Genomic DNA, 22,797 nt, shown 5'->3' on the forward strand with positions numbered 1-22,797 from the left:
CCTCCTATTCATTCTTATCAAAAATATTTTCAAACATAAATGGTATACCTTGTTCTATTTCCTCTGGATCAAGGGTGTTTTCCTTTGTAAACTCTGGAAATTCAAATTTTTGCTCGCTTTCAATATCCCATCGATTAATTTCAAGCCCATACTTAAACCCATTTATATTATAAAAATCACTTCCTATAAATTTTAAATCAAACTTTATTTCTTCCTTTACTATATATCCGTCTATATCTATATAAGCTACATATGATAGATTATCAATTTTACTTTTCTTTAATCCTTCTTTAAAATCATTTAATAGCTTAGATACATCAGATATTTTATGCTTTTTGCGACCCTTGTTTATATATTCTTCTATAGTTTCCTTAAGAAGCTCGTCCTTCAGTAAAATATCGGTAGATTCACTTAAAAGGTTTTTAAACTGTTCTCCCGTTAGATTCACAGTATACTTTCTAACCTTTACCTCTCCATTAGGAGTAGTCATAAAGCTATCTTTGCTTACAAAAACATCATCACTTTTTATAGTAGTAAGCCACTTGTTCCTAATATCCTCAATAGTTTTCTTAGAGATATATTCATTTTTCCCATCTACATCCTTTGAATAATTATCTGTAAATTCTTCACTTAGCACTAAATACTTTCCTATTATGGGCATTCGAATAAATCTCTTCTCTCCATCATCATAAAAGGTTGTATCAAAGCCTATGCCCCCAAAATTATAATAGTTTCTTGCTATGGTTTTATCGGCTTCATTATCATAGATTAGATTTAATTGTGATTCAAAGCTTTTAAAATAGTTTATATCCTTTATTTCTTCACTGGATAACCCTTCGGTATCAAAGTCCATATTCATTTTCATATCCATTGACTGCTGGCCCTTTTCGATCTCCCTCGTCTTTTTAATAGACTGTATATAATCTTCAAAATCATTCCTTTGACAGCCTATTAACGACACTATTAATATACTCACCGATATTATTAACAATATTCTTTTCAATCTAATTCCTCCATCCTCTTCATTCTTTGTCCTAATTATATTGTATAAAAAAAGAGATACTTATTCTTGTATCCCTTTTCACCTATTTCTTTATAAACCCATGACTTTTTGCACATGTTTTTTATATTATATATTCTTTATAGATCATTTCTTACTGCAAATATAGCAAGCTGTGTTCTATCTCTTAATTCAAGCTTATTTAATATTTTAGTTATATGGTTCTTAACTGTTCCTTCACTAAGATATAAGTCCTTTGATATTTCCTTATTATTCTTTCCTTCTCCAACTAATCTACATATATCCTTTTCCCTAGGCGTTAAAATTTCTGCTCTACTGTCCTTCGTTCTAATTCCATTGCCCTTTGCCATCTCAGAAAATTTGCTTATAACCTTTGATGCTACCTCTGGTTGTATTAAGGCTCCTCCATTGTACACTGTTCTAACGGCATTAGCTATCTCCCTAGGAGTTGCATCCTTTAATATATATCCCGATGCTCCATTCTTAAGCGCTTCATATATATATTCATCATCATTGAAGGTTGTAAGTACTATGACCTTAACATCTGGAAAATCTTGTTTTATGAGCCCTGTGGCTTTAGCTCCATTCATCTCGGGCATTTTGATATCCATAAGGACTATGTTGGGTTTATTCCATTTACAAAGCTCGTATGCTCTCTTCCCATTATTTGCAATCCCACAGATATTTATATCATCTTCCTTCCCCAATATCATTTTAAGCCCTTCTGTTAATATTTCTTGATCATCTACAAGAAGTACATTTATCATTTCCTCACTCCCAACACCTAGCTTCTATTTTGGTAAATATCCCTTAACGATAAATCCATTCTTTGACTCAAATTCAACTTTTCCATTTAAGCTACCTATTCTTTCCTTCATACCCCTTAATCCATAGCCTTCTTTTATACTTTCTGTTCCAATACCATTATCCTTTATATAGAATTCAATATATTTGTTATATCTAATTTCTACTTTTACCTTAGTCGCTTTTCCGTGTCTTACAGAATTAGTTAAAGCTTCTTGAACAATTCTATATAATGTTGTATCTATATCACGGTTTGTACTTACATGTTCTCCAATGATTTTGAATTCTATCTCTATACCTGCTGCAATAGAAAATTCATCTATCAATTCTCCTATTGAATTTGTTTTCCCTATTGTTTCTTCTACTCTAAGAGTTTCAACTACTCTTCTTATACTTAACAAGCCATCTCGTGCCATCCTTTTGGCACTATTAAGCAATTCCTTAGATTTATCCATATCTTCATCCATCATATGGGTAGCCATTTCCATTTGCATTATTAGGGCTGTCATATTATGTCCAAGGGTATCATGTATATCCCTCGCTATACGGTTTCTTTCCTCTATTACTGCTAGGGCTTCTATTTTTTCTGAGTACTCCCTTAGCTTTTTATGGGTACTTAATAGCTCACTATATAATATATCCTTTTTTTCTTTTTCTTCCTTATTATATTGTGCAAAATTCACTATAACTAATATCAAAGCATTTACAAGTATAAAGAATGCTATTTGAGATAAATTTGCAAGATTGTTATCGTAGGATATTAATAATATATACTTTACTAGTGATACTCCAACAGTTATTATACTAATTACCAAGCTTTTATCTCTTTTAAGGGTTAAGGAAACCTCTAATAGTATGACAATATAAAAGGAATGAAAAAAGTAATTTATAAGAAATCTAGAATTATGCTCCAAAAGAAATACTAATAATATATCTATTAGAAATGAGATGCTTAATAATAGTTCCTTTTTATAAAAAAGCTTTCTAAGGATACCTAAGATTATATATATGACAAATATTCCGGTAAGTCTATACAGCCTAATTCCAGAAACATTTTCAAAGTAAACTGCCATATAGAAAATTGGCATTAGAAAGACTATTTTAATTAAGCTAAGTAATCCTTTTTTTCCAAAGTTCATTTTTATTACTCCTTCAAAGTATACTATATATAGAGAAATTCTAGTTTTCTAATAGAATTCCTCTATATAAACCTTAGATTATTGAAGAAGTCCTTTTTGATAATCCTATTCGGCATATTGTATATTGACTAAAACTAATTAAAGGGATTGTCTTTTGAGACAACCCCTTTAATAATAACTAACTATATTCATCTTAATAAATATTTGTTCAAATATTTTTTGCCATTAAATATTACTCTTGTCCATTTTCAATATTAATTGAATCTGAAGTATCCTCGAGACGCGGCTCTTGTTCTGCCTTCATTAATTCCATATAATTTATTGAATTATCTGATGTCGTCTTTGGAAATTTAATATATATATCTTTATTTATATTAGTAATTTTAGAATCAAATTCAATATTTATATCCATAGTAGGAATTGTTTCTTGTTCTACTAAAATGTCTTCACCTTCATTAGAATAATCATTAAAAGCTTCAGCATCAAATGCTATATTTATATTTCCTGAAGTGTTTACTATATATCCTTTTTTATTAATTTTTAGTTGTATAACTATTCCTTTCTCTCCTATAATCTGAATATCTTTAAAGGACTCAAACACCTCATCAATATTTTTTAATAATTCTTCTTTTTCTTCCTTTGATATACCTTCATTAAATAATTCACTATAGCCTTTTAGTTCTTCCAGTTCCTCCGGATTTGCTGAATCAATATTCCCTATGCTCTCTTCAATATAAGTAAAATATTCATGTAAAAGCTCTTTAGATGAATCACTTTCTATGAGTGCATAGGCAACTTGTTTAATAAATCTCTTAAAGGTTTTATCATCTATCTTAAGCTCATATACTTTAACTGACGCTCCGTCTACCCTATCTATACCTTTGTATTTTATAATTTTTTCATCAAAATCAAGATCTTTAGCAAACTCCTTTAAAAATTCATTGAATTTTTTCTTGAATTCATTATTAAATTTTACTAAATCCCTTAATTGACTCATATCTATATTTTCTTCTTGGCTTCGTTCTTCATTTACTTCTTGCATTAACTCTTCAAAATCTAGAACTAAATATTCTTTTTCCATATCTTCTTCCGGCATAGACATCATCAAAATCGGCGGTAATTTTATTATTTCTTTTAACTTAAAATTATCAATTGAAGTATCTGCATCTACCCATACTGAGGTATTTGTTATCATCCCACCTAAATCAATGTTTAAATCTACTTGTCCTTTAATTTTCTCTTTATCTTGCTGAGTTTTTTGATTAATAGTAATACTAGAATTATTAACTAGACTGAGCATTTGAGAGGCTTCTTGTAGTTCTTCCTCTGATGCTCCAATGAGGTCCATACTCATCTTTAATTCTGTACTGCTTTCCATTGATTTTATTTCATTATTTTTTTGAAGACTATCCATCACCCTTAATTCATTAAAATCACAGCCCGTAAAAATAGCAGATAGAAGTGATAGCATAACAATAAATACAGTAAATCTTATAGTTTTTTTCATAAAATGCCTCCTCAATTAGAATTAACGGCAACTCAAATCTCCCAGTTATTTAGAAAAACAACTCAATAGCTTCTCTAAGACAAGTTTGCCCTTATAAATTTTCTATAATATATCTTACCAAATTTACTTATAAATCTTTGTCGAAATTTGTCTTAATTTGTTTATTTATTTTTTCATTCTATCAAATTAGGAAAAAAGTCCTATAAGCAAATTTAAAAACTCCTATACTAATTTTTCAATTTATCCATAGCTGGAAGTATATCAAGTATCTCAAAGGCTATCTGTATCTTGAGTCTTTGATCATAATTATTTAAATCTACATTTAATAGATTCATTATTCTCTTTAACCTATAGCTAAGGGTATTCCCATGAATATGAAGATAATCCTTAGTATAGGTCCAGTTTCCGTTACTCTTTATATAAATTTTGAGTGTATTAAGATATTCATCCCTTGTATTTTTTTGATAGTCTAAGAGAGCCCCAAGGGTTTTTGAAATAAAATACTCAAGATCCTTTTTATCATTGTTTAAAAGTATTTTCTTTACATGTAGGTCATCATAAAATATATATAAGCTTTCTCCTGCCATGTTCCTAGTCATCCTCACAGCTTGTATGGCATTATAGTAGGAGGTTTTAAAGCTTTTGAGACCACTAATTTCGTCGCTAACTCCTGCTCTAACCTTCTTTTTTCCGTACCTGCTAAAAAAGCTCACATTATTTTCCGTCACAATATCCTTTAAAAAAACCTCTATCTTATCTCTGTTATTGCCATTACTAAATTGAAGTACAACAATAATTCTATTGCCCTTAATTAAAGTTATAGGATTTGAAAAAATTTTATTTATCTTCTGGCTAACGGAATTATAATAATACTCTATATATTTTTTTAGTTCCTTTTCATAATTTTCTTGGTCATTAACTTCCTTATCCCTTTCGACCTCAATTACTATTATTCGATGCTTCTTATCAAACCGAAATCCATAGTTTTTGGCACATTTGATTATATAATCCTTGTTCTGATTAGTAATAAGACTCTCAAGAAAATCTCCTTTAAGGGCTTGTTCCATATTGCTAAGCTCACTTATCTTTAACATCTCAAGGGCAAGTATAGTCACACTTCTTTCTACTGTAATATTATCGAGTTCTGGATAATGGTCATTGTCTGATACAACACAAAGCCACCCCAATGTGTCCTTATTGACCATTATGGGAGAGAAATAAAAATACAAGTCCTTCTCCCCATAAAAATACTTTGATCTTTCACTTTCTCTTAAATACCTTGTAAAATTATAATCTATTGATTTGATGGTATCAAAACTAGAATAGTAGTTGAAAATATAATTATTTATATTATAAAACAAATCAATTATAAATACGTCTCTTTTTAGTAATGTTGATACCTCAAGAAGAATATCTTCAATTGTGCATCCATTTAATACCATTTCCGTGAATCTACTGTGGAGCCCTGTAGAATATCTATACTTGTTTCTTTCAGACTCCAACATCTTATTATATTTTTCAAGTTCAATATTATTTCTTAATTGTCTTTCATAGTTTTGGGCATTGATTATAGCTATAGTCGCTTGTATAGATATTGCTTCAAGCAGTGATACATCATCTTCCGTAAGGGAAGCATGATTTTCAAAATTATCTATAACTATTACACCTATGCATTCTTCCCTATAGATCAATGGACAGCATATGGATTCTAGAAGATTACTTGATTTTTTTTTCAGGGACTTTTCTAGTATTTTTATATTTTCATCTCTCATCGTCCCCATAGCTTCTTTTGTTTCCTTAAAATTACTGAAAAATAGGGGTTTTTGTTTCAGAAAAGCGATTCCTGTCATGGATTCTCCAGGATAAAGCTTAGCCTTAGTAATACTATGATCAAAGCCTTTAAATGCTCTTATTTCGAGGAAGCCTGTATCCTTATTGTACAGAAAAATAACTCCAGTATCTCCTCCCTTTATTAATTCAAGGGATTTCTCCAAAAGGAAATCCAATACATAGTCCATATCCCGAGTAGAATTAAGTATCTTACTAGCTTGAAAAAGCTCTTCAAGTCTTTTAACTTTATTCTCTAACATATCCATTATCTTTTTTCCACCTTTAACCCAATGTATTTACTTGAGCAAATTGTATAATTCCTTTCTTTAAAAACCATCTACTACATGTAGTTTTAAAATCCTCAAGGCTATACCATATATATTATGCAACTTAGTCAAGTAAAAATCATGCCATTTCATCACTTAATTATGATTGTATAAGAATACACCAAATTTGTCTATGAAATTTTGTTGCTTGCAACATAGAAAAAAGTAATTATAGCTGATACAATATTTAGAATATACAATTTATTAAATAAACTTAATAAATCAAGGAGGTTATAAAATGAGTTTATTAATGGCATTTTCTGTTGTACTGGTAGTATTAGCCATAGGCGATATTATATCTACCAAAACCAAGGCATTTATTCCATCTGTATTTGTTGCTGCACTATTATTCTTATTTGGATTTTGGACTTTCTTCCCTCCAGATATCATAGATCTTGCAGGCTTCCAAAAACCAATCATTTATTTGTCCATGTACTTATTAGTAACTCATATGGGTACTTTATTAACGGTTAAGGAATTAATTAGCCAATGGAGAACCATTACTATTGCACTACTAGGTATCATAGGTATTTGTGCCCTTACACTTACCCTTGGTAGAGTGCTTTTTGGCTGGGAAACTGCTGTAATAGCTACTCCACCATTAACAGGGGGCATCGTAGCTGCAATAATAATGTCAGAGGCTGCTACTAAAATAGGTATGGAGGATCTAGCAGTATTAGCTATTGTCACTTATGTAATGCAGGGCTTTGTTGGTTACCCACTAACGGCATTCATGCTAAAAAAAGAAGGTAATAGACTTTTAAAGGGCTTTAGATCCGGTGAACTTAAAGCTGCTGAAGAAACCGCAGCCAGTATAGAGTCTGATAATACAAAGGAAAAGAAAAAACTTATACCTGCTGTACCTAAAAATTATCTAACCACCTATGTCATTCTTGCAAAGTTAGGTATAACTGCATTGGCAGCTGTACAATTTGCAAATTTGATTAAACCGGTATTAGATATATCGCCATTTGTTATGTGTCTATTTTTTGGTGTAATTGCTCAAGAACTTGGCTTTGTAGAGCAAAGACCCCTTAATCTATCAAATTCATTTGGTTTCCTTATTACAGGACTAATGGCATTCATATTTGCTGGTCTTGCTAAAGCCACACCTTCAATGCTTTCTAAGATAGCTCTTCCCCTTGCGGGAATTATTATTCTAGGTGTTTCTGGAATGGCTATTCTTTCAATGCTAGGTGGTAAAAAATTAGGATATTCTAAGGAAATGTCCTTTGCAATAGCACTTACAGCACTTTATGGATTCCCCCCAAACTACATTCTTACTGAAGAAGCATCCAAATCCCTCGCTGAAACCGATGAGGAGAAAGAATTTCTTATGGATGAAATGCTTCCTAAAATGCTTGTTGGAGGGTTTACCACAGTTACAATTGTATCTGTAATAATTGCAGGTATATTTACTAAACTATTATAAAATTTTAAAATAGGCTGAGCTACAGGGCATATTCAAAAAAGTATTTCTTTAGTTTAGCATTGGGGTGTATAGCAATGGATTAAATTCCTCCTTGCCATACACCCTATTCTAATTAGAATTGGAGGTCTGTATTATGAAGACAAATTTGAATAGGATAAAAAGGGATATAGAGGAGCTTTCGAAATTTAATGCCACTCCGGGTCAAGGACTCACAAGATTTTCACTCACCCCTGAGGATAGGGGCGCACGGGAATATATAAGAAACGAACTTTTAAACCTAGGCCTTGAGGTTTATGAAGATTCTGCGGGCAGTATATTTGGTAGAAGAAATGGTCTAAACCATGATCTTCCAGTTATAATGATAGGTTCTCATTTTGACTCCGTTAAAAATGGAGGCAATTTTGATGGCCCTGCTGGTGTTGTAATGGCCTTAGAGATAATGAGAGTTCTGGAAGAAAATAATGTAAAAACCAAGTACCCCATTGAATTTGTCGGTATGATAGAAGAAGAAGGTGGACGATTTGGTGCTGGAGTATTTGGAAGCAGAGCTATGACAGGTGCTGTATCCACCCAAGAGTTACATAACAATAAGGATGCCGCTGGCATATCGATGGCTGAAGCTTTCAGCAAATTTGGTTTTAATCCAGATGATATTTACAAAGCTCAAAGAAAACCCGAAGATATAAAAGCTTTCATTGAACTCCATATAGAACAAGGCCCTATTTTAGAAACAAATAAAAAGGATGTAGGTATAGTTGAGTTTATAGTTGGGATAAATGAATTCAAGGTTATAGTAAGGGGTAGACCCGATCATGCGGGAACCACTCCAATGAACATGAGGTCCGACGCTCTTATTACGGCATCAAATGTAATTGGAAAAATTCCTAGCTATGCAAAGCAGGCTGGCGAAGGCACCGTGGCTACGGTGGGAACACTTAGCGTCAATCCCGGAGCAGCAAATATTATTCCCGGTGAGGTTACCTTCACAGTTGATATCAGATCAAAAAAGAGTGACTGCATAAAGGAAGTAAAGGATAAAATTATCAAAGCCCTTGATTTAGAAGTTAAAGCTGCCCCAGTAAAAATAGAGATAATAGAAATGTTAGATGTAAAACCCGTTAAAATGTCTGAAGAAATAATAGATAGTCTCGAAAAAAGCGTGGAAGCAAATGATTTTTCCCATGTTAAAATGCTTAGTGGAGCGGGTCATGATGCTATGATCATGACTGCAATAACAGATGTTGGATTAATATTCGTACCCAGCAAGGATGGTAGAAGCCATTGTCCAGAGGAATGGACTGATTATGAAGATTTACAAAAAGGTATTGAGACCATATATAATACAATACTAGACCTAGGGGAGGTAATTTAAATGAATGTTAAAGAGCTTGCGAAAAAGTATAAGCAATACGCTATAGATATGAGAAGAGAATTTCACATGAATCCAGAACCAAGTATGAAGGAGGTAAGAACCTCTGATAGAGTTATTGAAGAGCTGACAAAACTAGGAGTTGAGTGCAAAAAAATAGCTGGAACAGGGGTAATAGGAATAATCAAGGGTTCCTCTAATGGTAAAACCATAGCCCTTAGGGCAGACATGGATGCCCTTGAGGTACAAGAAGAGAATGACACAGAATACAAATCAAAAACTCCCGGTTTAATGCATGGCTGTGGTCATGACGGCCATACAGCCGGATTACTTACAGCAGCCAAAATATTAACTGATATGAAGGATGAACTTAAGGGCAGCATCAAATTAATTTTTCAACCCGGTGAGGAAATAGCACAAGGAGCTAAAAAAATGATAGAAGAAGGTGCTATGGAAGGCGTAGATGGGATATTTGGACTTCATATATGGAATGATGTAGAAGTTGGTAAGGTTTCTGTGGAAGCTGGCCCCAGAATGGCATCAGCGGGATTATTCAAAATAGATATTGAGGGAAAGGGCGGTCATGGTTCTATGCCCCATCAAGCTGTGGATTCAGTAGTTGTGGGTTCTGCCATGGTTATGAACCTCCAGTCCCTGGTTAGTAGAGAAATCAGTCCTCTGGACCCTGCTGTTATAAGTGTAGGTATATTTAACTCTGGAACAAGATTTAATGTTATTGCTGGCAAAGCCTACTTAGAGGGGACAACAAGATGCTTTAGTATGGATGTAAATAATTCCTTTGAAGAAATGATTAAAAGAGTAGCTGAAAACACTGCAAAAACCTATAGGGCCAATGTTAAGCTTGACTATAAACAACTTGTTATTCCTACAATTAATAATCCAGAGATGTCTGCTATAGCTGAAAAAACAGTGGAAAAAATCCAAGGAAAAGATGCCCTTATTACCTATGAAAAAACCACGGGTGGAGAAGATTTTTCGTTTTTCACTGAAAAAGCTCCAGGGGTTTTCGCCTTTGTAGGGTCAAAGAACGAGAAAAAAATAGAATATCATCCCCATCACCATCCAAAATTTGATATTGATGAAGATGCATTAGAGGTTGCTTCAGCATTATATGCTCAGTTTGCAATCGACTTCTTGAATTTATAAATACAAGGGATAAACAACTTTGAGGTCTAATAATAAAGGAGAATAAAATGGATTACAAAAAATTATTAGAGAATGACAAGGAATATATCGTAAAGTTAAGAAGAGAATTTCATTCTAATCCTGAACCAAGCTGGAAGGAGTTCCAAACATCGAAAAGAATCAAAGAAGAATTAAAACGTATTGAAATTCCTTATATTGAAATAGCCGGAACCGGTGTTATCGCTACTATAAAAGGGGATCATCCCGGTAAAACAGTTGCATTGAGGGCAGATATGGATGCTCTGGCCGTTAATGAAGAAAATGATATAGAATATAAATCCCAAAATCCAGGAGTAATGCACGCCTGTGGTCATGATGGTCATTCCGCCATGCTTCTAGGAGCCGCTAGGGCTTTAGTTAAAATAAAGGATAAAATAAAAGGCTCTATTAAGCTAATATTTCAACCTGCCGAAGAACTCGTTCAAGGAGCGAAAAAACTAATTGAGGAAGGTGCCTTAGAAGGTGTTGATGGTATATTGGGTATACATCTATGGTCTGGCGTCGAAACTGGAAGGATATCCGTAGAGTCTGGCCCTAGAATGGCCTCTGGTGATCTAGTTATCATAGACATTATAGGTAAGGGTGGACATGGTTCTATGCCCCATCAAGGCGTTGATGCTACTGTCGTAGCATCATCACTAATTATGAACACCCAATCAATTTTGAGTAGAGAAATAAGCCCATTAGATCCAGTCGTTTTTACCATAGGTGAGCTTAGAGCGGGTACAAGATTCAATGTTATAGCAGAGAAAGCCCATCTTGAGGGCACCATTAGATGCTTTAAACCCGAAATAAGAGCAAAACTTCCCGAGATAATAAAAAGACATGCAAATTCTACTGCCTCAACATATAGGGCTAAGGCTGAGGTTCAGTATATAAAGGGAACACCCCCTACTATTAATGATTCAAAATGCTCATCTATTGCTGAAAGTACTGTTTTAAGTATGCTTGGTGAAGATGGACTCATGAAAATGGAAAAAACAACAGGTAGCGAGGATATGGCATACTATCTTGAAAAAATACCTGGTTTGATAGCCTTCGTTGGAACAAGAAACGCTGAAAAGCAATCGGATTTTCCCCATCATCATCCAAGATTCAATATAGACGAAGATAGCTTAATTATAGGAACTGAACTTTATGTTAGATTTGCTATAGATTTTTTAGAAAAATTTTAAACCCATAACAAAGGGGTGTCTCAGAATAAAGTTCATATTCTGAGGCACCCCTTTATACAAATATGAGACTAAGAAAATTAATAAAAAGAAAAGAGAATGACTTCAAGAATTTAGCAAGAAAACTATCTGAAAGATTTGTGAAAAATTCGTAGAAATGACAGGACGTCATTTCTTAGGCCATGAGGCATGGACGCCTCACGGGAGCGTTAGAATTTTTCTCAAAGCTTGAAGATAAAGTTTTCTCTAAATTCTTGTCGGATTGAACGTTCTTTTTATTAATTTTCAAAATCCCACATTCATATATTATAAAGCACTATAATGATTAATTAAGCCCATCATAGCCATCACATACCCGTATATCCCAAAACCACTTATTTGACCGATACAAGCTGGAGCTGTCACGGATTTTCTTCTAAATTCCTCTCTTCCATGGACATTGCTAATATGTATTTCTACAGTGGGGAGTCCTACGGCCTTAATAGCATCGAGTATGGCAATACTATAGTGGGTATATGCGGCTGGATTAATTATTATACCATCATATTTACCATAAGCCCCTTGTATATAGTCTACTAGCTCCCCCTCAATATTGCTTTGAACTAGCTCTATATCTATATCCAATTTATTTGCTTCGTCCCTAAGATAACTACACATTTCCGAATAGGTTGTTTGTCCATAAATACTTTTTTCTCTTATACCTAAAAAATTGATATTTGGACCATTTATTATTAGGATTTTCAAGGTTTTCAACTCCTAAACAAAGACGTCTAACGACGCTTTATAGTTCTAAGTTCTAAGTGTTAAAGTCTCTCTAATAGGTCTTAAAAGATCTATAAAAATAAAAAACTTACAACTTTAGCAATAAATATTTTTCACAATTTCTATAATTCTTTCCACTACATCTTCTATGCTACCATCATTTATTATTTCATAATTACAATACTTCTTATATAAATCAATTCTTTCATTGTAAAGCTTGTAAAGCCTTTCCTTTCCATCCTTTAGTAATGGACGTCCATGGGTTTGTATATCCGATATTATATTGTCTAAGGCTCTATTAACAAAGATAATTATACCACTTTCATTTAAAAATTCCATATTCTTATGAAATTTTATTACTCCCCCACCTGTAGATATGACAGAGTCCGTATACCTACTTACTTCTTCCACTGATTCACTTTCTAATTTTCTGAAATATTCTTCTCCATCATTTTGAAATATATCTGGAATACTTCTACCTTCCTTTTTTTCTATATATTCATCTATATCACAAAATTCCATGCTTAATTCGTCAGCTACAAGTCTTCCTATAGATGTTTTACCAGAGCCCGGCATCCCGATTAAAATAATATTTTCATTAACTTTTTTCATACTAGATTACCGCCTTCAATATGCTGTGATATATTTTCTCTATAACTTTGTCATCTATTTTTATATCATTCCACAGTTCCTCTGCCTTTACCGCCTGGCCTACTAGCATATATAGTCCATTTACTGCTTTAATTCCTTGTTTGGATGCGTTTTTTAGAAATAACGTTTCTATTGGATTATAAATCAAATCAACGGCTGCCTCAAATTTAGAGATATCTTCTTTGCTGACTGGACAAGCTTCTATCTTAGGATACATGCCACAGGGTGTACAGTTAATTATTATATCCTGGTGGGATAAGGCTTTTATATCATTATAGGAAATCATTCTATGATCCTTAAATTTTTCCCTTCCTTTAGTTATATCCCTGGTCACGAAGGTAACATCCATTACATCTCCATCTAATAGGTATTGCAATACAGCTTTAGAAGCCCCCCCCGTACCTAAAATAACTGCATTTTTATTTTTTATATGGATATCAAATTTATCCAGCATAATACCAAAGCCAAAATAATCGGTATTATAGCCAATTGCTTTATTCTCCCTAAAACAAATGGTATTTACAGCACCAATCTTTTTCCCTTCGTCGGATACCATATCTAAATACTCCATAATGTCTACCTTATATGGAATAGTGACATTTACTCCCTTTGCCCCCACTGCCTTCAATCTATAAACTGCATCCCTTAAATTTCCTTTTTCTATTTCGAGTAAATGATAGTAGCCTTCCATATTTAATTCCTTAAATATTATGGAATGTATAGCAGGGGAAAAGCTGTGTTTTAATTTCTCACCTATAAGACCAAAAAGTCCACTCATATAATATCACCTTTCTCCTTCAACCTTCTTCCTATCTCCGTTAAATAGAGTTCCTGCTCCTAATTCTAATTTCTAAATCCTATGCCCAACGTAGTTCCCTAATAATTTAAAATAACTACTATTTTCTTTTATAGCCTTAATTGACTTTCTGACAGTTTCATCATGAAAATTACCATTAATATCTATATAAAAAAAGTATTCCCATGACCTATCTATAATAGGCCTTGATTCTATCTTTATCATATTTAAATTATTTTCTGCAAAAAAACCTAAAATTTCATATAATGCACCGGGTTGATGGGCTGTTGTGGTTACTATACTGACTTTATTACAGTCCTTATTAACCTCTAAATCTCTACCTATTATAATGAATCTTGTATGATTGATTACATTATAGTTTATGTTTCCCTTAATAATATCTAGATCATAAAGCTCAGCAGCTTTGCCACTGCAAATAGCTGCCTTTTCTTTGCATTTCTCTTCATTTATATATTTTGCACTTATTGCAGTATTCTTAAATGGTATTAGCCTAAGATCTCGATAATCCTTAAAAAATTCACTGCATTGCTGAAAGGCTTGTGGATGAGAATATACCTCTGTAATATCTTCAAGTTTAGTGCCTTTAGGCCCTACTAAATTATGTTCGACCTTTATACATCTTTCTCCCACTATATAAAATCCATACTTTCTTAGAAGATCATATACCTCTGATATACCGCCAGTAGATGAATTCTCAATTGGCAGTACCCCATAGTCTATCCTATGATTTTTAAGGGCTTCAAATATATCCTGAAAATCCATTACATTATATGTGCTAACCTTATCCCCAAAATACTGTGTTAAGGCTTCTTCGCTAAAGGAACCGGGCTCCCCTTGATATCCTACCCTTAGTGACAAGGGATATTTCCTTATGCCATAATTTTGATTTTCTAAAGTAGAACATGCTTCTTCGTCACAACTATCTATATTTACATATTCTTTTTGCACTTCCTTGCTTATTTCCATGACTTTATTTAAGAAATTTGTAGTAGACTCTTGAAATTTTTTATTCTTTAGTCTCGATATATTTTTTTCTATTACCTCTACTTCCCTAGCTTGATTAAATATTTCAAGATCATTATTCTTTTTATATTCTGCAATCTTGAGTACTGTTTCCATACGTTTTTCAAATAAAGCTACAAGTTCCCTATCTATTTCATCAATATGACTTCTTAAGTTTTCAATTTCACTCATTTTAACTCACCCTTTTCCATCATCAAATCTATTAATGCTATAGCACAGGCAGATTCAATTACAGGCACTGCCCTAGGTACTATACACGGATCATGTCGACCATCTATTTGAAGCTGGGTTTCTATACTTTTTTCTATATCTATCGTTCTTTGGAGTTTACCTATTGAAGGGGTCGGCTTGATTGCGGTTCTAAGTATTATAGGCATACCATTAGTTATTCCCCCTAATATCCCCCCATTGTTATTTGAATATGCAGTGATTTTTCCTTCTTTTATATATAGTTCATCATTTGACTGGGATCCCTTGACTTTAGTTATATCAAAACCTGCTCCAAATTCTACTCCCTTTACTGCAGGTATAGAAAATAATATATGGGAAAGCTTACTTTCAACGGAATCAAAGAAGGGTGAGCCTAAGCCCTGTGGTAGGTTTACTATTGCCGCTTCAATTATTCCTCCTACAGAATCCTTCTCTTCCTTAACCTTTAAAATATATTCCTGCATGTCTTTGCCTTTTTGATCATCAATAACACAAAATTCTTTATTTGATAAGCTTTTTAACAGGGTAGGCTCAATATGTACCCCATCAAATGAACTGTCTTTAATATCCCCTATACTTTTTATATGACTTCCTATTAATATGTTTTTGCTTAGTAGAATCTGCTTTGCTACAGCTCCCGCAAATACCAATGGAGCAGTAAGTCTCCCAGAAAAATGTCCTCCTCCTCTATAATCATTGAAGCCTGAGTATCTCACATGACCTGTATGGTCGGCATGACCGGGTCTCATTATGGATCTCATAGCCTCGTAATCCCTTGAATGCTGATTAGTATTGTATATAAGGGAGGATAGTGGTGTTCCCGTGGTTCTGCCATTAAAATACCCACTTAATATTTCAAAGCTATCGCCTTCTTTTCTTGGAGTAGATATCTTGTTTCTTCCTGGAGCCCTTCTCTGCATCTCTTTATTTATATATTCAAAATCTAGCTCAATACCTGGTGGAAGTCCATCTATAACTACTCCTATGGCTTTTCCATGGGACTCTCCAAAAATTGAAAGCTTGATATTTTTACCCCACATACTGCTCATCTATTTTTCCTCCTAAGCTCATAAAGTCCTTCCAAAAATCTGGATAGGATTTCTTTACTGCATCACTACCGGTTATTATTACAGGCTCAGTGCATTTAATAGAAGCTATGGCAAGGGACATGGCAATACGATGATCATTCCAGCTATCTACAGTCCCACCCCTTAGATTTTCTTTTCCTTCGATTATTAATCCATCTTCTAGCTCTTTTACATCGGCTCCTAATTTATTTAGCTCCGTAGCTATTGCCCTTAGTCTATCTGACTCCTTTATTCTAAGCCTTTCTGCATTAATTATCCTTGTTGTTCCATTGCTTAATGCTCCTAATACTGCAAGTACTGGCACTATATCTGGGCACTGTGAAGCGTCTATTACTGTACCCTTTGTTTCTGACCCATTTATTGTGATAAAAGCTTCATTTATCTGAAGATTACCACCCATCCTTTGCACTATTTCAAGTATGGCTCTGTCTCCTTGAAGAGAATCAATTCTTAAATCCCTACACTTTATGCTGTTACCTAAAATTCCAGCAACAATCCAAAATGCGGCCTGGGAAAAGTCTCCTTCTACTCTATAGTCTCTACTAATATATTTTTGATTCCCTTTTATATAAAACTCTTTATAATCCCTGTTTTCTATTTTGATACCAAACTGATTCAATATATCTATTGTTAAATCTACATAGCCCTTTGACTCAAGCTCAGTTGTTATTATGATCTTTGAATCCCCATCAAGTAAGGGTAATACAAACATGAGTCCAGTTATAAATTGTGAGCTAATATTTCCCTCTACCTTAAAGCTTCCCGGTTTTAGTACACCCTTTACCCTTAATGGGAGCCTCCCATCATCATTACTATACCCTATGCTTTGCTCATCAAATATCCTATAGTAGGTGTCCAAGGGTCTTTCCACAAGCTTACCCTCACCAGTAAATGTTACTGCATCTCCTACAAGCCCCGCAAAGGGAATTAAGAATCTTAATGTCGATCCCGATTCCTTACAATCAATATTTGATTCTGGTGCCTTTACACTAGGATTTCCTCTTAAGGTAACATAATATGTGTCTTCGTGGGACTCTATTTCTATACATTCTATCCTCGTTCCAAGTCCCTTCATTCCCTGTAAAGTTGCTTTGATATCCTGTGAAAATATTAAATTATCTATATCGCTTACTCCATTGGAAAGTCCTGCACAGATTATTGCTCTATGGCTTAAGCTCTTTGATGGAGGTATTTTTATTTCTCCCTTAAGCTCTGTTGGATATATTTTAACAGAATTCACTACAAACTCCCCCTTCAAATCTATGTTCTTTATGGGTCATATCATTCTGATCCACGTACTCTTCTACCTGTGTCCTTTATCCTATATATCTCTCTGCATCTTTTCTATCTATATTTTTTATGAAACTATTCCCTATTTCCCGTAGCAATATAATACTTAACCTATCTCCTTTATTTTTTTTATCTAGCCCAATGGCTTTTATAATATCCACTTTTGGGACATCCGGCATCCCATGGGGTAGATTATATTTAATAAGAAGCTTCTGGATAACCTTAGCCGTATCCTCCTTAGTCATCCCCAGTTCTTCACTTCTTTTTGTTATATTATACATCCCTATGGCTACAGCCTCTCCGTGGGTATATGTTTTATAATTAAAATTTTTCTCTATGGCGTGACCTATTGTATGCCCAAAGTTTAGAAGCATCCTTTCTCCTTTATCCTTTTCATCCCTCTGAACCATATCCCTTTTTACGTCACAGCATCTATATATAATTTCTTCAATATTATCAAATAGTTCATCCTCTGTCTCAATATTCATGAGTTTATCAAATAAACCCTTATCCTTTATGCATCCGTATTTTATAACCTCTGCCATTCCATCATATAAGAATCTTTTATCAAGTGTTCTTAGTAGCTGTGGATCGATAAACACTGCCTCTGGATGATAAAAACTACCCACAAGATTTTTACCCATAGGTAAATTTACAGCAACCTTTCCCCCTACACTGCTATCAATCTGAGCCAAAAGAGATGTAGGTATCTGAATAAAGGGGATTCCCCTGAGAAGTGTGGAAGCAGCAAAACCAGCTAAATCTCCAACAACTCCTCCTCCCAGGGCTATAATCATATCTCCCCTTGTTATTTCAAAATCCAAAAGCTTTTCATATATGTCTTTAGCTGACTCCAGTGATTTGCTTTTTTCTCCCGGTTGGATTACAATAGTTGTGGTTTGAAAATTATTTATATTTAATTGATTTATTATCTTTTGGCCATATAATCCTTCAACATTTGAATCGGTTATTATGGCAATTTTTTTATTTTTATATATTTTTTTTATTTCTTCTCCTATATTCCCTAAAATTCCCTTTTTAATAGTTATAGAATACTTTTTCTGTGGAAGATTCACTTCTAAGTTATTCATACTAGATTAATTCCTCCCTTTTTTGACATCCCTTTTTAAATAAAGCTTTGAGGCTATCCTTATCATTACTAATTATGGCCTTTTTAAAATCTGCTATGCTATTTTCAAATATTTCTATTTGTTTTAAAGTATTATTACGATTATCCATAATCAACTCTGTCCAAAGCTCTGAATTAATCTTTGCTACCCTTGTGGCATCCCTGTAGCTTCCTGCAACAAAAAACTTAGTATCCCTTCTACTATCACTATTTATAAGGGCTGATGCCATTATATGAGGAAGATGACTGGTAAATGCAATGATTTCATCATGCTGACGAGGCCCTAGTTTTACTATATTTTTAAATCCAATTGCTTTTATAAGCTTCTCTATATTGTCGATATTTTCCTTTTTATTTTTATCCGTAGGAGTTATTAAATAATTTGCATTATTGAAGATATCCTTAGAAGCATATGCTAATCCTTTACTCTCCCTTCCCGCCATCGGGTGACCACCAATAAAGTCTATATCCTCCCTAATACATGTGTATATCTCTTCAATTAACTTCTCCTTAATACCTGCAGTATCGGTTATAATAGCACCTGACTTAAAATTATCCATATTGTCATTTATAAATTTTACTGTCAAATTTGGATATATACAGGTTATTACTATATCAGATTTTTCAAGGGGGATTTTAGGGTCTATATATCCTTTATCAATTATCCCCATATTTTCAGCAGTTTTTATGACCCCTTCGTCTATATCAATAGCCAAAAGCTTTTTAGGGTTTAATTCCCTTAAGGCAATTGCAAATGAGCCTCCAATCAATCCTAAACCAACTATGGTTATAGTAAAATCACTAAAGTCTATCTCACTCAAATCCATCACTCCATTATAATTCTTTATTTTCTATCTTTGCTAATTGTTTTAATTTTTCCATTAATGAACTAAATCTCTCGGGTTTTATTGATTGTTGTCCGTCACATTTAGCGTTTGCTGGGTCATTATGAACTTCTATCATCAACCCATCGGCTCCAACTGCTAATGCTGCTTTTGCCAAGGGTTCAACCAGCCACCATAATCCACCTGCATGGCTTGGATCCACAATAACAGGTAAATGGCTGTATTTCTTTATAACAGGTATAGCACTGAGATCCAATGTGTTTCTAGTATATTTTTCAAAGGTCCTTATTCCTCTTTCACAAAGAATAACTTTTTCATTTCCCTCGGACATTACATATTCTGCAGCCATTAATAACTCTTCTATAGTGGCAGACAATCCTCTTTTTAGCAGTACTGGCTTATCTAGCTTTCCAACTTCCTTTAAAAGATCAAAGTTTTGCATGTTTCTAGCACCTATTTGTATGACATCTACATCCTCAACAAATTTATCAATTTTATTCGGTGACATAAGCTCAGTAACTATGGGAAGTCCTGTTTTCTCTCTAGCTATCTTAAGAAGCTCTAAGCCTTCATCTCTGAGCCCCTGAAAGCTATAGGGTGAAGTTCTGGGCTTGAATGCTCCCCCCCTTAAAAAAGTAGCCCCACTTTCTTTTATATCCTCGGCAATACTTACGATCTGATCTTCACTCTCTACGGAGCAAGGTCCTGCTATTACAGTAAATTTATTTCCACCAATCTGTCTACCATTTACCTCAACTATACTTCCCTCTGGGTGGAAAAGCCTATTTGCTTTTTTGTAAGGTTCCTGTACAAATATTAATTTCTCCACATTTCTATTTGCCTGAATTTGTGATGGGTCAATTCTACTTGTATCTCCCACAAGTCCAAGTAAATGATAGTTTTCCCCCTTTGACTCATGAATTTCACAGCCTAAACTCTTCATTTTTGTTTTAATTTTTTCACTCTCTTCTTCTTTTGCCTGGGGTTTCATAACAATTATCATACTAAAATCTCCCTTCAAATTTTAATTTTTTATAGTTTGAGGAAATTGCATAACTCTGACTTGGTAGAATTGCATAATATATATGGTATAGCTTCAGAGATTTTAAAACTATATACAGTAGATGATTTTTATAGAAAGTAATTATGCAATTTGCTCGTTTTATTATCATCAAGTATTTCTTGAATAAAAATTGTATAAAAAAAAGAAGACTCTTCTAATGAGTCTTCTTGGCTTACCATCTATTTGTTTAAAAGCTGTAGTAATATTTTCTATAGCTTTATACTAACTAGTCAATAGCAGCTTGCTTTTCCTATTCTCATTAGAAAGGCTTTCCAATATTTTATTGCAAAACGAATAACCAGCGCTAAAATAAAAGTAAAAATAATAGCCCCAGCTAAAAAAGTAAAAATAACTATTAAATTGTTTTGCATTTACCTTTCTAATAAGTTTTTCCATTTCCTTTGCCTCCAAGCTTCTTTCAAATAATTTTTTATATTGAAACTGATTATATCAGATAAGTTATAGATGTCAATGTTTTTTAAGAAAATACACAATTTATTTTATTATATAAAATATTTTAACAATTCACTACAAAGAATAAATATTTAGTTCTTCTCCCCTAATATTTATATTATATTTTATGCCAAAGACATCTATTTGATATCAATTATTTCTTTGGTATAAAATAGATGTCCTTGTTATTTATGTATATTTTAGTTAATAGCTGTATTTCCTGTAACTTTAGCTAAAGCATTTTCTAAGGTTTGCAGACTGCTATTGTGTAACCTTAGATGGGGTATATTTTTTTTCTTGGAAATCTTCATTGTTGTATGTACAAGCTTATGGGATACAACATCTGTAAAGGTAACTATATAATCTGGAGTACCTATTCTTTTCATCAAATCTCCCTTCATCTTAGTAAAGACCTTCACCTTACATCCATGTTTTTTGCCTGTATCTTTATAAATTCTTTCCATTCGTTCATGTCCGCCTATTATAACAACACTCATGTTTTTCACTCCTTTTCCAATTGATAACGATTATCATTATTAATATTTTATCATACTTCATTATATTGTCAAGTGTAGATAGCATAATATTATCAATATTTATTGTATTATAAAAAAATAGTATAGATATATTTCCCTTTAAAAACCCCAGGTCATATAAAAAAAATAAACAAGTCATTTTACGAAGTGATTTTGATTATTTTCTAGGCACTCAGTCACAAACATACTTACTGTACTGTCTGTAAGTAATTGAGTATCGTGGAAAAGAATCAAAATACAAGTAAAATAATTTGTTTATTTTTTCTAATTGAGCAAATTGCATAATTCCATTCTACAAAGTTTATCTACTATAGTTTAAGAATCCCCAAAGCTATGCCATATATATTATGGGTATATATATTGATCTTTAGGTGGCTCAATAACCTCTACCTTAGTGATCTTAATTAATGCCACCTTTCCTTCCTCATGGGTATATTCATTGTAATATATTGTTGACTCCACCCTGCCCATAATTTTAATCCATTCATTATCCTGTGGCTTATTATCCCCACCCCATTCACACAACAATCCCGCGACCTGAGCATCCGCTGCACAGCAACTCATTAACAACCTAGCAATTACAAATCGTTCCTCTGAAAAATCCGATTCTCTATACACAAAACCTGATAATTCAACTTCTTCACCTATCATTTCATCCAGATTTTCATATAATATCATCATAGTATCCTTGAACTTTTCTCCATGGGCACTATAATAATCGGCACTAGTATCTATGTTCATATCAAGCTGTATCTCTTCATCATCAATAGCAGGCTTTTCTTTATTATCTAAATTACTATTAACTATATTTATATTCTTATTAGAAACTACTTTGGCACTTAGGTTCTCTGGATTTACTATAAAGGCTAAAAGTAATGGAATTATGAATATGATATATCCCGGTTTTATTCTTTTATTTTGTTCATATATAAATATTCTTCTAAACTGAAATATAGATAATAATATAAAAACACCCAAAGAAAAAAGTACATACTTAAACATCTTAGGATGCATATATGTATTTATTTTCTGTGTATTAAACAACCCATAAATATAGTAGGCAAAGGAAGCTAATATTATAAACCATATCAATTCATTTATATTAATTTTCTTCATTTCAGCAC

20 protein-coding genes are annotated in these 22,797 nt (G+C 33.2%); 4 read left to right on the plus strand and 16 right to left on the minus strand.

Translation table 11 applies throughout. The features are described from left to right. Nucleotides 1–4: 4 nt before the first annotated feature. From N4A68_08820 to N4A68_08840, 5 genes are all read right to left on the minus strand, one after another. Nucleotides 5–1,003: a hypothetical protein gene (locus tag N4A68_08820; GenBank protein ID MCT4564405.1), complete on the minus strand. Its 999-nt coding sequence runs from the start codon at nucleotides 1,001–1,003 to the stop codon at nucleotides 5–7. Nucleotides 1,004–1,140: 137 nt separating this feature from the next. After that, a complete protein-coding gene (locus tag N4A68_08825; protein ID MCT4564406.1) occupies nucleotides 1,141–1,788 on the minus strand; it encodes a response regulator transcription factor in 648 nt (215 codons plus the stop codon). 24 nt (nucleotides 1,789–1,812) lie between these two features. After that, a complete protein-coding gene (locus N4A68_08830; protein ID MCT4564407.1) occupies nucleotides 1,813–2,964 on the minus strand; it encodes a sensor histidine kinase in 1,152 nt (383 codons plus the stop codon). Between the two features lie 232 nt (nucleotides 2,965–3,196). Continuing rightward, nucleotides 3,197–4,471 carry a hypothetical protein gene (locus N4A68_08835; protein MCT4564408.1) on the minus strand — a complete coding sequence of 425 codons (1,275 nt, stop codon included), beginning with the start codon at nucleotides 4,469–4,471 and terminating at the stop codon, nucleotides 3,197–3,199. Nucleotides 4,472–4,698: 227 nt separating this feature from the next. Then, entirely contained in the window at nucleotides 4,699–6,567 is a 1,869-nt protein-coding gene (locus tag N4A68_08840; protein ID MCT4564409.1) for a helix-turn-helix domain-containing protein, read from the minus strand. 298 nt (nucleotides 6,568–6,865) lie between these two features. Between N4A68_08840 and N4A68_08845 the strand changes: the two genes are divergently transcribed. From N4A68_08845 to N4A68_08860, 4 genes are all read left to right on the plus strand, one after another. Then, nucleotides 6,866–8,059 (plus strand): hypothetical protein, encoded by a 1,194-nt coding sequence (locus tag N4A68_08845; GenBank protein MCT4564410.1) that lies wholly within the window; start codon nucleotides 6,866–6,868, stop codon nucleotides 8,057–8,059. 133 nt (nucleotides 8,060–8,192) lie between these two features. Further along, a complete protein-coding gene (locus N4A68_08850; GenBank protein MCT4564411.1) occupies nucleotides 8,193–9,431 on the plus strand; it encodes a Zn-dependent hydrolase in 1,239 nt (412 codons plus the stop codon). Next, a complete protein-coding gene (locus N4A68_08855) occupies nucleotides 9,432–10,595 on the plus strand; it encodes a M20 family metallopeptidase (GenBank protein MCT4564412.1) in 1,164 nt (387 codons plus the stop codon). It abuts the gene before it with no gap. 47 nt (nucleotides 10,596–10,642) lie between these two features. Further along, entirely contained in the window at nucleotides 10,643–11,809 is a 1,167-nt protein-coding gene (locus N4A68_08860) for a M20 family metallopeptidase (GenBank protein ID MCT4564413.1), read from the plus strand. A 303-nt stretch (nucleotides 11,810–12,112) separates the two neighbouring features. Here the strand turns inward: N4A68_08860 and aroQ are convergent, their stop codons facing one another. The 11 genes from aroQ to N4A68_08915 form a co-directional block, all read right to left on the minus strand. Continuing rightward, on the minus strand, nucleotides 12,113–12,550 hold the full coding sequence (gene aroQ, locus N4A68_08865; GenBank protein ID MCT4564414.1) for a type II 3-dehydroquinate dehydratase: 438 nt from the start codon (nucleotides 12,548–12,550) through the stop codon (nucleotides 12,113–12,115). Between the two features lie 114 nt (nucleotides 12,551–12,664). Beyond that, a complete protein-coding gene (locus N4A68_08870; protein MCT4564415.1) occupies nucleotides 12,665–13,180 on the minus strand; it encodes a shikimate kinase in 516 nt (171 codons plus the stop codon). Between the two features lies 1 nt (nucleotide 13,181). Further along, nucleotides 13,182–13,997 (minus strand): shikimate dehydrogenase, encoded by an 816-nt coding sequence (gene aroE, locus N4A68_08875; protein ID MCT4564416.1) that lies wholly within the window; start codon nucleotides 13,995–13,997, stop codon nucleotides 13,182–13,184. A gap of 72 nt (nucleotides 13,998–14,069) precedes the next feature. Then, on the minus strand, nucleotides 14,070–15,230 hold the full coding sequence (locus N4A68_08880) for a chorismate mutase (GenBank protein MCT4564417.1): 1,161 nt from the start codon (nucleotides 15,228–15,230) through the stop codon (nucleotides 14,070–14,072). Next, on the minus strand, nucleotides 15,227–16,318 hold the full coding sequence (gene aroC / locus N4A68_08885) for a chorismate synthase (GenBank protein MCT4564418.1): 1,092 nt from the start codon (nucleotides 16,316–16,318) through the stop codon (nucleotides 15,227–15,229). Before aroC ends, N4A68_08880 begins: the two co-directional genes overlap by 4 nt. Then, on the minus strand, nucleotides 16,299–17,597 hold the full coding sequence (aroA, locus tag N4A68_08890; protein MCT4564419.1) for a 3-phosphoshikimate 1-carboxyvinyltransferase: 1,299 nt from the start codon (nucleotides 17,595–17,597) through the stop codon (nucleotides 16,299–16,301). Before aroA ends, aroC begins: the two co-directional genes overlap by 20 nt. A gap of 76 nt (nucleotides 17,598–17,673) precedes the next feature. After that, a complete protein-coding gene (gene aroB / locus N4A68_08895; protein MCT4564420.1) occupies nucleotides 17,674–18,738 on the minus strand; it encodes a 3-dehydroquinate synthase in 1,065 nt (354 codons plus the stop codon). 1 nt (nucleotide 18,739) lies between these two features. Next, nucleotides 18,740–19,603: a prephenate dehydrogenase gene (locus tag N4A68_08900; GenBank protein MCT4564421.1), complete on the minus strand. Its 864-nt coding sequence runs from the start codon at nucleotides 19,601–19,603 to the stop codon at nucleotides 18,740–18,742. A 7-nt stretch (nucleotides 19,604–19,610) separates the two neighbouring features. Beyond that, nucleotides 19,611–20,624 carry a 3-deoxy-7-phosphoheptulonate synthase gene (gene aroF, locus N4A68_08905; GenBank protein MCT4564422.1) on the minus strand — a complete coding sequence of 338 codons (1,014 nt, stop codon included), beginning with the start codon at nucleotides 20,622–20,624 and terminating at the stop codon, nucleotides 19,611–19,613. A 713-nt stretch (nucleotides 20,625–21,337) separates the two neighbouring features. Next, entirely contained in the window at nucleotides 21,338–21,634 is a 297-nt protein-coding gene (locus N4A68_08910; GenBank protein MCT4564423.1) for a DUF2325 domain-containing protein, read from the minus strand. Between the two features lie 384 nt (nucleotides 21,635–22,018). Then, nucleotides 22,019–22,789 (minus strand): TIGR03943 family protein, encoded by a 771-nt coding sequence (locus tag N4A68_08915; GenBank protein MCT4564424.1) that lies wholly within the window; start codon nucleotides 22,787–22,789, stop codon nucleotides 22,019–22,021. Between the last annotated feature and the right edge of the window lie 8 nt (nucleotides 22,790–22,797).

The organism is Maledivibacter sp., from assembly GCA_025210375.1.
Classification (GTDB): domain Bacteria; phylum Bacillota; class Clostridia; order Peptostreptococcales; family Caminicellaceae; genus JAOASB01.